The organism is Neisseria sicca VK64, assembly GCF_000260655.1.
GTDB classification, from domain to species: domain Bacteria; phylum Pseudomonadota; class Gammaproteobacteria; order Burkholderiales; family Neisseriaceae; genus Neisseria; species Neisseria sicca_B.
Window position 1 is genome coordinate 1 of sequence record NZ_AJMT01000093.1, and the last position, 14,794, is coordinate 14,794.

Here is a 14,794-nt window from a genome sequence, read left to right on the forward strand (position 1 = left end):
AAGCATGTCGCGAAAGGCGAACTGTTGGGACAATGCGCCGATGGAAAGCTTCTTTGCGGTGTTGAAGACGGAGTGTTTCTATAATGCAGGTGAATTGACGGTAGATGAATTGATGAAGCAGATAGATGACTATATGGATTACTACAACCGGGAGCGTTGCAGTTTGAAATTGAAAAAGCTGAGTCCTGTCGCATACAGAACCCAGCTTGCACAGAGCGCCTGAATAGGCTTTTATGAGTGTCCAAGATTTGGGGGCCAGTTCAGTTTTCAGACGACCTCTTTATTTTCAAACCCAACTTACTTGACGCGTCCTGCTTTCAACACGCGTTGGGCGAAGAACACCATGCCTGTGATGAAGAACGCCAGCCCAAGCCAGGATGCGGTGGTTTCCCAGTTTTCCAGACCCAGCGCGAGCGGGGCGTCGGAGCCGCCGTTGGTCACGGAGAAGGCGATGATGAATGCCATCACTACGCCGACCAGGCTTTCGCCGACAATCAAACCGGCGGAGAACAAGGTTCCGATACGCTCGGCGTTTTTCAGACGACCTTCACGGTTTTCCGCTTTCTTGCCGATGATGTGTTTCAACACCGCCGCCAACACTGCGCCGATCACGATGGGCATAGTGACGGACGGGGGCAGGTAGATACCCATGCCGACCGCGAGGACGGGCAGTGCGCGTTTGCCGCCGGACGATTTTTTCAACACCAAATCGACGACGATCAACACCGCGCCGATCGCGATGCCGGTGAAGATGTACGCCCATTCAAGGTTGTGGGCGAAGATACCCGAGGCGATGGTCGTCATCAAAGTCGCTTGGGGAGCCGCCAAAGCCTGCGCCGCGTCCATGCCTTCGCGCGGCATTGCGCCGGTAAAGCCGTAGGCTTCGTAGAGCAGTTCCAACACGGGCGAGATGACGAATGCGCCGACGATACAGCCGATAATCAGTGCAATCTGCTGTCTCCACGGCGTTGCTTTGAGCAGGTAGCCGGTTTTCAAGTCTTGCAGGTTGTCGTTGGAAATCGAAGCCACGCAAATCACTGCCGAGCCGCAGAACAAGGTCAGCGCCAGCAAGAATTTGCGGTTGGCTTCATCCGCCATCAAGCCGCCGGATTCGCCCACGACCAACAACACCAGCGAAATGATGACGATGGAAACGATGCCCACACCGGAAATCGGGCTGGAAGACGAGCCGACCAAACCTGCCATATAACCACAGGCAGCGGCGACCAAAAAGCCGATGACGGAAGCCAAAAGCGTACAAACGACCACCAAAAGCCAAGCCATGCCGCCCGTAATGTGCGAATCGCCGATAAAGTGATAAAACGATACGCCCAAAATCAGCATCATGGACAATACCCAAAAAATCATGGCTTTAGGCGACAAATCCTGTTCGGCGCGTTCCGCCGCAGGCGCGCCGCCGCCGAAACTCTTGAACGACATTTTCAGACCTTCCAGCATCGGCTTGAGCAGCATCAAAAGCGTCCAAACCGCCGCAATACCGATGGTACCCGCGCCGATAAAGCGTACTTTTTCCTTCCACAGCTTCATCGCAAACGCCGCCATTTCCATATCGGAAGGCTGCGGAATGTGCGATGAAAAATACGGCACGGCAATACCCCAAGCAATCGAAATGCCCAACAGGATGGCGATACCGCCCGTCAGTCCGACCAGATAGCCCGCGCCCAACAATGCCAGCGAAAAGCCCATCGGCAGTTGGAAAATCGCCGTGCCGCTTTTAAACCAATAACTCGCGCTGTCGGCAATCACGCGCAAACCGTTGGAACAAAAGCTCATAAAACCCGCCAACGCGCCGCCTGCCGCCAGCTCTTTAATGCCGCTGCCGCCCTGACGGCCTTCCTCTTCCTCGTGGCTGCCGACTTTCAAAATCTCCGCCGCCGCCACGCCTTCGGGATAAGGCAACTCGCTTTTCACCACCATCGCGTAACGCAGCGGAATGGTGAAAATCACCCCCAAAATCCCGCCGGCAATACATAAAAGCGTCGTCTGCCAAAACGGGAAACCGCTCCAGTAGCCCGCCATCAGCAAACCGGGCAGAACGAAGATGATGGTCGAAAGCGTACCCGCCGCCGAAGCCTGCGTCTGCACCATATTGTTTTCCAAAATATTGCTGCCTTTGAAAAACTTCAAAACCGCCATCGAAATCACCGCCGCCGGAATCGACGAAGCAAAGGTCAGACCGACCTTCAAGCCGAGGTAAACGTTCGACGCGGTAAAGATCACGGTAATCAGCGCACCGAGTATCATGCCCCGAAGCGTCAGCTCGCGGTAATCCGCGTAAGGATCGTGAGTGGATTGTGTCATCGTGGATAGCCTTTCGGTTGATAAAAACACGACGGCAGGCTCGAACCGGCTGCCGAATCTGCCTTTATGGTGTTGCGGCGGCAAGGAAATGTCAAGTTAGACAAAGAATGTGCAAAGAAAGCGGAAAAGTATAATGGATTAAAATTGCAATGATACGGCGTTGCCAACGCCCTTATGTACTACCCGTACACGGCGGGCGTTGCCGCCTTGTCTCATTTTTATTTTAATCCACTATAAAAGGTCGTCTGAAACCGGTGTCCGCATTTTCAGACGACCTTAACGGTTCAAATCGCCTTACCCAACTCTGAAAAAACCTCCGAATCCCACCATTTATTCCTTCAATGACCGACCATCCTTTATAAAAAAATCTGTTCCTCCCGTTGACGGATCGTTCAGATTCAGAGCCTGCTCCGGATTTCAGACGACCTGTTGTCGCTTTTACGCCACTTCAAACAACTTTAAAGATAACGTCATTCCATGACAAAACCTTGCAATCGGCTTGCAATCTCGTTCCAGCCGTGATTTCAACCTGATAGATACAGGAAATTTCACTTCAGACGGCCCAAACGGATTGAATAGCCAAGATTTACACGGTAAACTTATACAATTAAAAAATTTTATGATTTACTCACTATTATGAAACCCGCCTTCGACATAAAGTCAGCCCGGCTTGACGTGCTGGCTATTCACCTGCATACCGCAGACTTGACCGAGCTGGAAGAATTTTTGCGCCAACGCGCCGGTCAATACCAAGAATTGGATGTCGTCCCCTTCGTTTTGGATGTGCAGGATTTTGACCATCCCGAGTCATTGGACATCGGTTCCATGATTTCCCTTTTCGCCCGTTACGGCATGCAGATTCTGGGGCTGCGCCACGAAAGCGAATATTGGGCATCCTTCGCAGCACGTTACCATTTGGTTTTCAGCCGTAGCGACAAATCCGAGCCGCAACAGCCCAAAATCAACCAAGAGCCCGCACCCGTTCAGGCAACGGTCATCAGCAACCCGACCGTCCTCATCAGCACCCCCGTCCGCACCGGACAACAGGTTTACGCGGAAAACGGCGACCTTATCGTGACCGGCATCGTCAGCCAAGGTGCGGAACTCATTGCCGACGGAAACATTCATATTTATGCGCCCATGCGCGGCAGGGCTCTGGCAGGCGCGAAAGGCAACACCAACGCGCGCATCTTCATCCACTCCATGCAGGCGGAACTGGTCTCCGTAGCGGGTATTTACCGCAATTTCGAACAAGACCTGCCCGACCACCTGCACAAAAAAGCCGTACAGGTTTCATTGCAAGACAACCGCCTGGTTATCAGCGCAATCGACACAGATTAACCATTCCAAGCATTTGATAAAGGAAACATCGTGACAAAAATCATCGTAGTAACTTCAGGCAAAGGCGGCGTAGGCAAAACCACGACCAGCGCCAGTATCGCAACCGGACTGGCTCTGCGCGGCCACAAAACAGCCGTCATCGACTTTGACGTCGGCTTGCGCAACCTCGATCTGATTATGGGTTGCGAACGACGCGTCGTTTATGACCTGGTTAACGTTATCCAAGGCGAAGCCACGCTCACCCAAGCTCTGATTAAAGACAAAAACTGCGAAAACCTCTTTATCCTGCCCGCATCGCAAACCCGCGACAAAGACGCGCTGACCCGTGAAGGCGTTGAGAAAGTCATGCAGGAATTGAGCAGTGACAAAATGGGATTCGAATACATCATCTGCGACTCCCCCGCCGGTATCGAACAAGGCGCCTTGATGGCGCTCTACTTCGCCGACGAAGCCATCGTCACCACCAACCCCGAAGTATCCAGCGTCCGCGACTCCGACCGTATCTTGGGTATCCTGCAAAGCAAATCCCGCAAAGCCGAACAAGGCGGCACGGTCAAAGAACACCTGCTGATTACCCGCTACTCGCCTGAGCGCGTCAACAAAGGCGAAATGCTGTCCGTACAAGACATTTGCGACATCTTGCGCATCCCGCTTATCGGCGTCATTCCCGAATCGCAAAACGTCCTGCAAGCGTCCAATGCCGGCGAACCCGTCATCCACCAAGACAGCGCAACTGCCGCAGAAGCCTACAAAGACGTCATTGCGCGCCTCTTGGGTGAAAACCGTGAAATGCGTTTCCTCGAAGCCGAGAAAAAAGGCTTCTTCAAACGGCTGTTCGGAGGCTAAGTCATGTCATTAATGGATATGTTGTTCGGCAGAAAACCGAAAACCGCCGCCGTTGCACGCGACCGCCTGCAAATCATCATTGCCCAAGAGCGCGCGCAAGAAGGTCAAGCGCCCGACTACCTGCCAACCCTGCGCAAAGAATTGCTGGAAGTATTGTCCAAATACGTCAACGTTTCCTTGGACGACATCCGCATTTCCCAAGAAAAGCAGGACGGTATGGACGTTCTCGAATTGAACATCACCCTGCCTGAACAAAAAACGGAACAGAAAAAGGCTTAACACATGACCTTGACCGAATTGCGTTACATCGTAGCCGTCGCGCAGGAACGTCATTTCGGACGTGCCGCGCGCCGCTGCTTTGTCAGCCAGCCCACCCTTTCCATCGCCATCAAAAAGCTGGAAGAAGAGCTGTCGGTATCCCTGTTTGACCGCAGCAGCAACGACATCATCACCACCGAAGCGGGCGAGCGCATCGTTGCCCAAGCCCGCCGCGTGTTAGAAGAAGCCGAGCTGATCAAGCACCTTGCCAGCGAAGAGCAAAACGAATTGGAAGGCGCATTCAAACTCGGTCTGATTTTTACCGTCGCCCCCTACCTTCTGCCCAAGCTCATCATTTCCCTGCGCGAAACCGCGCCGAAAATGCCCCTGATGCTTGAAGAAAACTACACGCACATCCTGACCGAATCGCTCAAGCGCGGCGACGTCGATGCCATCGTAGTCGCAGAACCCTTCCAAGAGCCGGGTATCGTCACCGAGCCGCTGTATGACGAGCCTTTCTTCGTCATCGTCCCCAAAGGACACCATTTCGAAGAACTCGATGCCGTCACCCCGCAGATGTTGAGCGAAGAGCAGGTCTTGTTGCTGACTGAAGGCAACTGTATGCGCGATCAGGTCTTATCAAGCTGCTCCGAGCTGGCCGCCAAGCAGAAAATCCAAGGTCTGACCAACACCCTGCAAGGCAGCTCCATCAACACCATCCGCCACATGGTTGCCAGCGGCCTCGCCATCAGCGTCATGCCCGCTACCGCACTGACTGAAAACGACCATTTGCTGTTCAGTATCATCCCGTTTTCAGGCTCCGTACCGCACCGCCGCGTCGTTTTGGCATACCGTCGGAACTTCGTCCGCCCCAAAGCATTGACTGCTTTGCGGACTGCCATCCTCAATTCCCATCTTCACGGCGTTACTTTTGTCCAAGAGTAAAGCGCATTGAATACCGGGCATCGATGAAATCATGCACAGAGCTTTCAATTGTGATGATATTCAACAAGCCGCCGATTTCTTTCGGCGGCTTGTTTTTTGTGTCTCAGCAGATGGATAAACCGAAGATTGCGTAGAACGTTCGAGCAGATAAACTTGTACTTTAATGCCTCAAAACATGATTCTCTTTGAACTCGAACATGACAAAGCTTCAACAGTTTCCAATCAATAAGCCGACCATCTAATACAAAACGTCGTCTGAAAACCCCAAATACAGTTTTCAGACGACGTTTTATTTTTAATTGACTTAAATCTCGCTACCGCCGACGGTCAGGCCCGAATCAATCCGCAGGGTCGGTTGTCCGACGCCGACAGGAACGCTTTGCCCGTCTTTGCCGCACACGCCGACACCACTATCCAGCGCGGTATCATTACCTATCATGGAAACATGTTTCAACACTTCAGGGCCGTTGCCGATGATGGTTGCGCCTTTGACAGGATATTGCAGTTTGCCGCCTTCGACCCACCATGCTTCGGATGCGCTGAAGACGAATTTGCCGCTGGTGATGTCCACCTGTCCGCCGCCGAAATTGACGGCGTAAATGCCTTTATCGATGGACGCGATGATTTCGTCGGGTTCGTAGCTGCCGTTTTCCATAAAGGTATTAGTCATGCGCGGCATAGGGGCGGAGGCGTAGCTTTCGCGACGGCCGTTGCCGGTGGATTGCGTACCCATCAGGCGGGCGTTGGTTTCGTCCTGCATATAGCCGACCAAGATGCCGTCTTCAATCAATACGGTGCGGCGTGTTTCGTTGCCTTCATCGTCGATATTGAGCGAACCGCGTCTGTCGGCAATGTCACCCTGATCAACGACGGTAACGCCTTTGGTGGCAACGCGCTCGCCGATTCTGCCTGAAAAGACACTGGTTTCTTTGCGGTTGAAATCGCCTTCCAAACCGTGTCCGACGGCTTCATGCAGCAACACGCCCGGCCAGCCGTTGCCCAAGACAACGGTCATTTCGCCTGCGGGTGCAGGGCGGGATTCGAGATTAATCAGGGCTTGTTTGACGGCGGAATCGACAAACTGCCGCACCAAAGTTTCATCAAAATAAGCCAAGTCGTAGCGACCGCCGCCGCCCGCGCTGCCCTGTTCGCGCCGGTCGCCCTGTTTGGCGATGACGGTAACGTTCAGGCGCACCATCGGACGGATGTCGGCGGCGTGCCTGCCATCGAGGCGGGCGATGTAAATCATGTCGTATTCGCAAGTCAGCCCCGCCATCACTTGCACGATGCGCGGATCGGCGGCTTTGGCAAGCGTTTCCACTTTGTTCAATAAGGCAACTTTGGCGGCAGAATCGAGACCGATAATGGGATTCAGCACCGCATGGACGGATTTGCCGTATGCGGCGGACGGCACTTTGACAGAAGCTTCGCCGCCTGCCGCGCCGATGACGCGGACGGCTTGGGCGGAACGGTTGATCGAATCGATACACAAACTGTCCGCATAGGCAAAAGCGGTTTTTTCGCCCGAAACAGCGCGCACGCCCACCCCCTGATCGATTTGGAAGCTGCCTGATTTGACGATGCCCTCTTCCAAATGCCAGCTTTCAAAAGCAGTGCGCTGGCAATAAATGTCGGCGTAATCGACGTGATGCGCGCCGATGATGCTCAGGCTTTTGGCGAGCAGCTCAGGGGAAAGGTGATTGGCTTCGAGCAAATCGCGCTGTACGGTAGCGTAAGTTGAGTGCATGGTTTTCAGACGACCTTCAAGGCTGGGGAAACTTGGGGCTTGATTATACGGCATTTATTCTCGTTCTAGTCGAATAGATAAAAAGCGCAATCAAGTTTCCGTACTGACCTGACAGGCGGCGGACTAAGCTGCATCATGTCTTACGGTTTTCTTGAGATTGAACCGGAACGCTTGGACCGCTTTATGCTTGAGGTCGTCTGAATCGGCTGTCTGCACATTCCATCCTATTCATTTGCATGAATAATCGGCTTGCCCTAGCCCGTTAAATCATGTTAGGTTATGATGTTTCTTTTTAATATGTGAACAGATGGTCTGAGGGTCGTCTGAAACGGAGAAAAGGCATGAATGCCGTAGTGGTTGCAGTAATCGTTATGCTCGTGTTGTCGCTGTCGCGGGTACACGTCGTATTGAGCCTGACTGTCGGTGCGTTCGTCGGCGGACTGGTGGCGGGAATGCCGCTGGAAAACGTCGTGGATGCGGCAGGTAATGTTACGCAGTCAGGGATTATTCCCGTGTTTAACGAAGGCTTAAAGGGCGGCGCGCGGATCTCTTTGTCTTACGCGATGCTCGGTGCGTTTGCGATGGCGATTACCTATTCCGGGCTGCCTCAGCAGCTTGCTGGAGGCATTATCCGCAAACTCAACAACAGTCAGGATGCCGCGAAAGGCGAAAGTTCGGTGAAATGGACGCTGCTGCTGATTATTTTGGCGATGGGCATCATGAGTCAAAACGTCGTGCCTATTCATATCGCGTTTATTCCGATGATTATTCCGCCGCTTTTGCTGGTGTTTAACCGTTTGAAAGTCGACCGCCGCCTGGTGGCGTGTGTGATTACGTTCGGTTTGGTGACGACTTATATGTTCCTGCCTTACGGCTTCGGTGCGATTTTCTTAAACGACATCCTCTTGGGCAACATCAAATCTGCGGGCATGGACGTAAAAGGCATCAGCGTCATGCATGCGATGGCGATTCCTGCGCTGGGTATGGTGGCGGGGCTGCTGGCGGCGTTTGTCCACTACCGCAAATCACGCATTTATCAAACCAATACCGTCGATACGGAAGACAACCGCGAAGCATCCGAACAGCCCCAGCCTTCGGCTTACCGCAGTCTGGTGGCGGCGGTGGCAATCGGCGTGTGCTTTGCGATTCAGTTGATGTATGAAGATTCGCTGGTTTTGGGCGCTATGCTGGGTTTTGCTGTCTTTATGATGCTCGGCGTGATGAACCGAGACGCTGCCAGCGATGTGTTCGGCGAAGGCATCAAAATGATGGCGATGGTCGGTTTCATCATGATTGCGGCGCAAGGCTTTGCGGCAGTCATGACCGCGACAGGCGAAATCAAACCGCTGGTCGAACACAGTATGCAGCTTTTCGGCGGCAATAAAGGCATGGCGGCATTTGCCATGTTGTTTGTCGGATTGTTGGTCACCATGGGCATCGGCTCTTCTTTCTCCACTTTGCCAATTATTACCGCGATTTATGTGCCGTTGTGTATCAGCCTCGGCTTCTCGCCGCTGGCAACCGTCGCCATCGTCGGTACGGCGGGCGCATTGGGCGACGCCGGTTCGCCCGCGTCCGACTCGACGCTCGGCCCGACCATGGGTTTGAACGCCGACGGACAGCACGACCACATCCGCGACTCGGTCATCCCAACCTTTATCCACTACAATATCCCGCTGATGATTGCCGGCTGGATTGCCGCGATGGTGCTGTAAATGAGCGAAATGGACGAATTGGAACACCGCATCACCGAGCTGGAAATCCAAACCGCGCTTCAGGAAGACTTAATCGGCAGCCTGAACGATACGGTGGCGAAAATGCAGCAGACGCTGGATTTGCAGCAGGCGCAGTTGAGGCTGCTTTATCAGAAAATGCAGGACAAAGGCGCAAACGGAGAGCGCGAACCTTACAGCCTGCGTGATGAAATTCCGCCGCATTATTGAAGCGGAAATATGAAAGAAGGTCGTCTGAAAAATGGTTTTCAGACGACCTTCAAATTTTAAAACCCAAATTAAAATGACGAACCTTCCTGCTTCAAAAATTCCGCCTCTTCCTCCGTGCTTTCACGCCCCAATACGGCATTGCGGTGCGGATAACGTCCGAAGCGGTCGATGATGACTTTGTGTTTGATTTCAAAATCCAATGCGTGTCCGTCGGTATAGCATTCAAACAGCGGAACGGCTTGTTCGTGGACAACTTGGCTTTCGCTGTGCATCAACGGCATGAGCATGAAATGGCGTTCGTGCGATAGGAGGTCGGCGAAACTGGGCTGACGGACGGCTTCTTGGGCAAGGACGAGTGCGGCCAAATCTTGGGCAAATGCTTGAGGACTGTTGCGAAACAGGTTGCGCGAGAATTGGTCGAGCAGGATGATTTCGGCGAGCCTGCCTTGCAGGGTGTCGCGCCAGTGTGCAAGCTCGCCACGGGCCGCCTGTTGCCAGACATCAAAAAATCGCGCGCGAATCTCGGCATCGAATTCATCGTTTTTGGCAAACAGAAAAGGACGGTTTTCTTCGGCAAACCAGAAATCTAAGACGGTTTGGGGTGTCATGAACATTCCTTGCAATAGAAGATTATAGTGGATTAAATTTAAATCAGGACAAGGCGATGAAGCCGCAGACAGTACAGCTAGTACGGAACCGATTCACTTGGTGCTTCAGCACCTTAGAGAATCGTTCTCTTTGAGCTAAGGCGAGGCAACGCCGTACTGGTTTAAAGTTAATCCACTATATTAAGTGCAAGGTCGTCTGAAAAACTGAATCAAAGTTTTCAGACGACCTGCTTTATTACGCCTATATCTCGACAACTTTTGATTAATCCACCCGCTCCAACTGACTTTTATGAACATACCCTTGGGTAGTCGTATCTTTTAATTGAACGAGGTACCAATCCTTACGAACGGTTTTCAATTTTTCTACTATGGCGTTGTCGTCCAAGCGTTTGATTATGTCGGCATGGGTATCCGGTTGGCTCCTGAGGTTAACCTTATGGCTATCTGTGGATTTAACGATGAAATCATTATTCATAATCAACGAGTAAATACAGCCCGAATCAGGGATTTGTTTAGCCGTTGTTTTTGGGATTTTTTCAAATTTTATAAGTTTGGCAGAATAATATTTACCGTCACAAATGACTTCCGTACCCACTTTACCCATAGTAATTTGGGCAGGCTGTTTGACAGAATCTTCCTGATAGACGTAAAAATTCGGCGGAAGCACCAATTCTTTCAAAACAGCAGCTTGCTGCGATTTGCTCAAATTAAGGGAAATTCGGTTTTGATTCGATATTTTGGTGTCTTCAGGGATAAAGTCAAAATATAAAATCCTTTGATTCCGAGTATTACCATCTAAATTATTACCCCAATAAACCCACAGCATGCCTTTTTGAGGAACGCCTTGTGCAAATGTCAGCTGAAATACGCTCAAAATAAAGCCGACAAAAATAAAATAAAGAAATTGTTTATTTTTCAAAGCCATTTTCAATGATGCTCAGAATCTACTTACCGAAATTGCCCTTCTTTAAGTCCGACAGCAGACAGTATCGTTGATTGTTTAATATATTCATAACAGAGGTCGTCTGAAAACAGTCACGAACCTCTCAAACCTGTATTACTTCGCCAATTCTTTGTCGATTTCCTGATAAAGCGCGGCGAAGTCTGGTTCTCCGACAAAGGTTTTCAGGATTTCGCCTTTTTTATTGATCAGGAAAGAAGTCGGGTAAACCTGCGTACCGAACGCTTGGGCGGCGGCTTTATCTCCATCAAACATGACGGTAAAAGGCAAGCCGTATTCTTTGACGTATTGGTTTACGCTTTCCAGCGGGTCTATCGGCTGGGCAATGCCGAGGACTTGGAAGTCTTTTCCTTGATAGTCTTTGGACATTTTGATGACTTTGGGCATTTCGCTGACACAGCCCGGGCAGGAGGGAAACCAAAAATTGATGAAACTGACTTTGCCTTGCAAATCGGCATTGGACACCGGTTTGCCTTGCAGGTCGGACAAAGAGAATGCGGGAGTAGGTTTGTTATCCGGAATAAGGACGATGGCAAGCAGCGCGCCGATAATGGCGACTGCGGCAATGGTAATGAGCTTTTTCATGCTTCGGCGTATTGTTTTAAAAGGGTAAAGAGAGGTTCGGGAATGCTGATGCTTCGCCCGCTTTCTGCGCTGACAACCATCAAAGTGCTTTCGGCTTCGACGGCATTTTTACCGCTGGGCAAAACGATGTTTTGAGTGAGAATAATATGGCGCGAGGTCAACTCTTTCAGACGACCTTCAAAACGCAATATGTCGCCATCGACAGCAGCACGGCGATAACGGATGTCGGTGCGGACGACCACCAGCATCAAGCCGTCGATTTCGGACAATAAACCGTGTTCCTCAAAAAACGCCCAGCGCGCTTCTTCGAGAAATTCGAGATAGCGCGCGTTGTTGACATGACCGTAGCCGTCAAGATGGTAATTGCGGACGCGAATATTCATCAGTTCAGATTGAAGGGTTGAAAGGCTTCACGGGCGAGCGGTTCTTGCTCGAGGTCGGTGATAACGGTAGAAAGCTGGATATCGAACCATTCGTTGAAAATATCCGCATTCAAATCAGGCCATTCGCTTTCATCTTCGCACCAATCGGCAAGTTCGGCAGCAAAAATGTCTTCAAACCGCGCTTCGATTTCGTCCCATACTTCGTCGGCGGTTTCACACGGACGGACGAGATAAGAATTGGCATCAGCTTGAATATCTTCAAGCGTCAAACCGTCAAGATGATTGCCGGGCAGGGTTTGCAGCCAGTTCCAAAAAGGATCGAGCGGAATGAGCAGGAAGACGCTGCGGTTGACTTCGTACATGATATTTTCCTTGATTTCAGATAAGGGAATGATATAGCAAAGGCCGTGCAAACGCTATCTTTGCCTGCCAAAGAGTGGATAGGTTGGGACAAGGCGATGTTTGGATTGCAACCCATTTTCCTGCTTCATTACTTTTTGCAGATTTGATTACCGCTCTTTTCTCTTGTCAAATCGCAGGTCAAACTAAGAATTGAAAAAACCTGCTTCTTCCAACACAGCATTTGCCACCAGTGTATCGGTATCTTTCCTCAATAATAAATGCAGCTCATGAAAATCTTGTTTCAAGCGGGCAACTGCTTCTGGATGTTCATACCAATAAATCATGGCTTCTGCCAGTTTTTCAGGCGTCGCATCATGTTGCAAAAGCTCTGGAACAGCACATTTGTTCAGCAAAATATTGGGCAAACCGACATGTGGCACTTTAACTTTACGCTTCACATAAGCATAAGTCAGAGGAGATATCTTATAGCTGATCACCATAGGACGTTTGCACAAAGCCACTTCAAGCGTTGCCGTCCCGCTGGTTACCAAAACCACATCTGCCGCAGTACAAACAGTATCTGCTTGTTTATCGACTAATGTAATGGGAAGGTCCGAAAATTGCGCAGATGCAAGAATTTTTGATATACGACGGCGGGTTGCTTGTGTAGCAACCGGCATCAGAAACTGTGCCTGTGGGTAACGCTTCAACAGAAGTAATGCGGTTTGAAAAAACACAGGAGCCATGTAATCAATTTCGCTAACACGACTGCCGGGCATCAAGGCAAATACTGGGATAGACGGTGCAACTCCCAACTGACGACGCGCAGAAGATTGATCAACATCTACAGGCATGGTTTGAGCCATCGGATGACCGACAAACTCAGCCTTACCACCGGCATCTAAATAGAGCTGTGGTTCCATTGGGAAAAGGCACAACACCCGGTTAACTTGATGAACGATTTTGTTCACCCGTTCACGCCTCCACGCCCAAACAGAAGGGCTGACATAGTGAACCGTTGGAATACCCGTTTTCTTCAGTTTCTCTTCCACCCAAAGATTAAAATCAGGTGCATCAATCCCAACAAAAACATCCGGTTTTATACGAATAAGGTCATTAACCAGACCTTTTCGGATTTTCAAGATTTCGGGCAAACGTTTAACTACCTCAACGAAGCCTCGTACTGCCAATTTTTCTTGGTCATAAAGACTTTCAAATCCTTCCGCCTTCATACGCTCGCCACCGATACCAATAAATCTTGCATCAGGACAACGTTTTTTAATCGCACAAATAAGATGTGCACCAAGCAGATCACCCGATGCCTCAGCAACACTCATTGCAATCGTGAGAGAAGTAGTCATATAAAATTATGGGATACAAAAAAGAATTTGGTAAGTGTAATACCTGACGGCAAAGAAGTTCTTAGTCAAATTTCAATTATAGAGACCTTTGCAAAAATAGTCTGTTAACGGAATTTGACTCATAAAAATGCGCTAAAAATTTTCAATTGACCAAAACCTTTATGATTTTAAGTAAAAGCTAGGAAAAATCAGAAAGGTTTTTCATTTTGAAAATAGTATTGAACAGAAAATTTTAGTAACTTATGTTATTTAAAATATCTCTTATAATATGATACTGAAAAGAAATACTCTATCCATGGCAAACCCACTTACCCATACAAAACAAAAGAATAACTTCAATATACCAAGAGTATTTTAAATAGAGTATTTAAAATACACAAAAGGTAGCTTGCATATAATAAAACACCATTTGAGAAAACAAATGGTGTTTTATTATGGTGTATTAGATTACTCGGCAGCTTCTGCTGCTTTGTCTACTAATTCAATCAATGCCAAAGGTGCATTGTCGCCTTTGCGGAAACCATATTTCAGTACACGAATATAACCGCCATTACGGGCAGCAAAACGTGGACCTAACTCATCAAACAATTTAACTACAACATCACGATCACGAGTGCGGTCAAATGCCAAACGACGGTTTGCCAAGGAAGGTTTTTTACCCAATGTAATCAAGGGTTCTACTACGCGGCGCAATTCTTTAGCTTTAGGCAAAGTTGTCACAATAGTCTCGTGAGTCAACAATGAGTTCGCCATATTACGCAGCATTGCAGCGCGATGGCTGCTTGTACGGTTTAATTTGCGGTTACCATTACGATGACGCATGTCATTATCCTTTAATCTTCAAACTTACGGCTTTTCTAAGCCTACAGGCGGCCAAGCTTCCAATTTAGAACCTAGTGTCAAGCCTTTAGATGCCAACACTTCTTTGATTTCATTCAAAGATTTACGACCCAAATTCGGAGTTTTAAGAAGCTCTGTTTCAGTACGTTGAATCAAATCGCCGATATAATAAATATCTTCAGCTTTCAGACAATTAGCTGAACGTACAGTTAATTCCAAATCATCTACCGGACGCAGCAGGATAGGGTCAATAGGAGGAGCTTTTTCTTCAACTTCTTCTACTGGAGTACCTTGCAAATCAGCAAAGATAGA

General features: G+C 49.8%; 17 protein-coding genes. 7 read left to right on the forward strand and 10 right to left on the reverse strand.

The features are described from left to right. A partial coding sequence (locus HMPREF1051_RS05705) for an IS3 family transposase (protein WP_036492078.1) occupies window positions 1-223 on the forward strand: 223 nt, incomplete at its 5' end. A 74-nt stretch (window positions 224-297) separates the two neighbouring features. On the opposite strand, the gene HMPREF1051_RS05710 is transcribed toward HMPREF1051_RS05705, so the two are convergent. Then, window positions 298-2,322, reverse strand: a complete 2,025-nt coding sequence (locus HMPREF1051_RS05710) for an OPT family oligopeptide transporter (protein ID WP_036492082.1) — start codon at window positions 2,320-2,322, stop codon at window positions 298-300. Window positions 2,323-2,958: 636 nt separating this feature from the next. On the opposite strand from HMPREF1051_RS05710, the gene minC reads away from it, so the two are divergent. The 4 genes from minC to HMPREF1051_RS05730 are packed head-to-tail and all read left to right on the forward strand — an operon-like array spanning window position 2,959 to window position 5,712. Continuing rightward, window positions 2,959-3,663, forward strand: coding sequence for a septum site-determining protein MinC (minC, locus tag HMPREF1051_RS05715; protein WP_003762201.1), 705 nt, complete (start codon window positions 2,959-2,961; stop codon window positions 3,661-3,663). 30 nt (window positions 3,664-3,693) lie between these two features. Then, complete coding sequence (gene minD, locus HMPREF1051_RS05720; protein WP_003762203.1) at window positions 3,694-4,509, forward strand: septum site-determining protein MinD; 816 nt, start codon at window positions 3,694-3,696, stop codon at window positions 4,507-4,509. A 3-nt stretch (window positions 4,510-4,512) separates the two neighbouring features. Further along, the gene (gene minE / locus HMPREF1051_RS05725; protein WP_003765670.1) at window positions 4,513-4,788 is read left to right on the forward strand and encodes a cell division topological specificity factor MinE; all 276 of its coding nucleotides are present in this window, start codon (window positions 4,513-4,515) and stop codon (window positions 4,786-4,788) included. Between the two features lie 3 nt (window positions 4,789-4,791). Continuing rightward, complete coding sequence (locus HMPREF1051_RS05730; protein ID WP_003762207.1) at window positions 4,792-5,712, forward strand: hydrogen peroxide-inducible genes activator; 921 nt, start codon at window positions 4,792-4,794, stop codon at window positions 5,710-5,712. Window positions 5,713-6,016: 304 nt separating this feature from the next. Here HMPREF1051_RS05730 and tldD read toward each other — a convergent pair whose 3' ends face one another. Beyond that, entirely contained in the window at window positions 6,017-7,513 is a 1,497-nt protein-coding gene (gene tldD / locus HMPREF1051_RS05735; protein WP_003765660.1) for a metalloprotease TldD, read from the reverse strand. 287 nt (window positions 7,514-7,800) lie between these two features. On the opposite strand from tldD, the gene HMPREF1051_RS05740 reads away from it, so the two are divergent. Both HMPREF1051_RS05740 and HMPREF1051_RS05745 read left to right on the forward strand, forming a co-directional pair. Beyond that, window positions 7,801-9,174, forward strand: a complete 1,374-nt coding sequence (locus tag HMPREF1051_RS05740) for a Na+/H+ antiporter family protein (protein ID WP_036492086.1) — start codon at window positions 7,801-7,803, stop codon at window positions 9,172-9,174. Continuing rightward, window positions 9,175-9,402, forward strand: a complete 228-nt coding sequence (locus HMPREF1051_RS05745; protein WP_003742919.1) for a SlyX family protein — start codon at window positions 9,175-9,177, stop codon at window positions 9,400-9,402. A 68-nt stretch (window positions 9,403-9,470) separates the two neighbouring features. Here HMPREF1051_RS05745 and HMPREF1051_RS05750 read toward each other — a convergent pair whose 3' ends face one another. From HMPREF1051_RS05750 to HMPREF1051_RS05785, 8 genes are all read right to left on the reverse strand, one after another. After that, window positions 9,471-10,010, reverse strand: coding sequence for a DUF924 family protein (locus HMPREF1051_RS05750; protein ID WP_003765672.1), 540 nt, complete (start codon window positions 10,008-10,010; stop codon window positions 9,471-9,473). Window positions 10,011-10,272: 262 nt separating this feature from the next. Then, the gene (locus HMPREF1051_RS05755) at window positions 10,273-10,935 is read right to left on the reverse strand and encodes an SH3 domain-containing protein (protein ID WP_003765668.1); all 663 of its coding nucleotides are present in this window, start codon (window positions 10,933-10,935) and stop codon (window positions 10,273-10,275) included. Between the two features lie 132 nt (window positions 10,936-11,067). Further along, window positions 11,068-11,556 (reverse strand): TlpA family protein disulfide reductase, encoded by a 489-nt coding sequence (locus tag HMPREF1051_RS05760; protein ID WP_003765664.1) that lies wholly within the window; start codon window positions 11,554-11,556, stop codon window positions 11,068-11,070. Then, window positions 11,553-11,939 (reverse strand): acyl-CoA thioesterase, encoded by a 387-nt coding sequence (locus HMPREF1051_RS05765; protein WP_003762224.1) that lies wholly within the window; start codon window positions 11,937-11,939, stop codon window positions 11,553-11,555. The genes HMPREF1051_RS05760 and HMPREF1051_RS05765 overlap by 4 nt, the downstream gene beginning before the upstream one ends. Beyond that, a complete protein-coding gene (locus HMPREF1051_RS05770; RefSeq protein ID WP_003765647.1) occupies window positions 11,939-12,301 on the reverse strand; it encodes a hypothetical protein in 363 nt (120 codons plus the stop codon). Before HMPREF1051_RS05770 ends, HMPREF1051_RS05765 begins: the two co-directional genes overlap by 1 nt. 183 nt (window positions 12,302-12,484) lie before the next feature. Then, a complete protein-coding gene (gene lpxB, locus HMPREF1051_RS05775; RefSeq protein WP_003765656.1) occupies window positions 12,485-13,642 on the reverse strand; it encodes a lipid-A-disaccharide synthase in 1,158 nt (385 codons plus the stop codon). Between the two features lie 447 nt (window positions 13,643-14,089). Then, on the reverse strand, window positions 14,090-14,464 hold the full coding sequence (gene rplQ, locus HMPREF1051_RS05780) for a 50S ribosomal protein L17 (protein ID WP_036492091.1): 375 nt from the start codon (window positions 14,462-14,464) through the stop codon (window positions 14,090-14,092). Window positions 14,465-14,488: 24 nt separating this feature from the next. Continuing rightward, window positions 14,489-14,794, reverse strand: a 306-nt coding sequence (locus HMPREF1051_RS05785) for a DNA-directed RNA polymerase subunit alpha C-terminal domain-containing protein (protein WP_036492094.1), incomplete at its 5' end; no start/stop codon positions are given.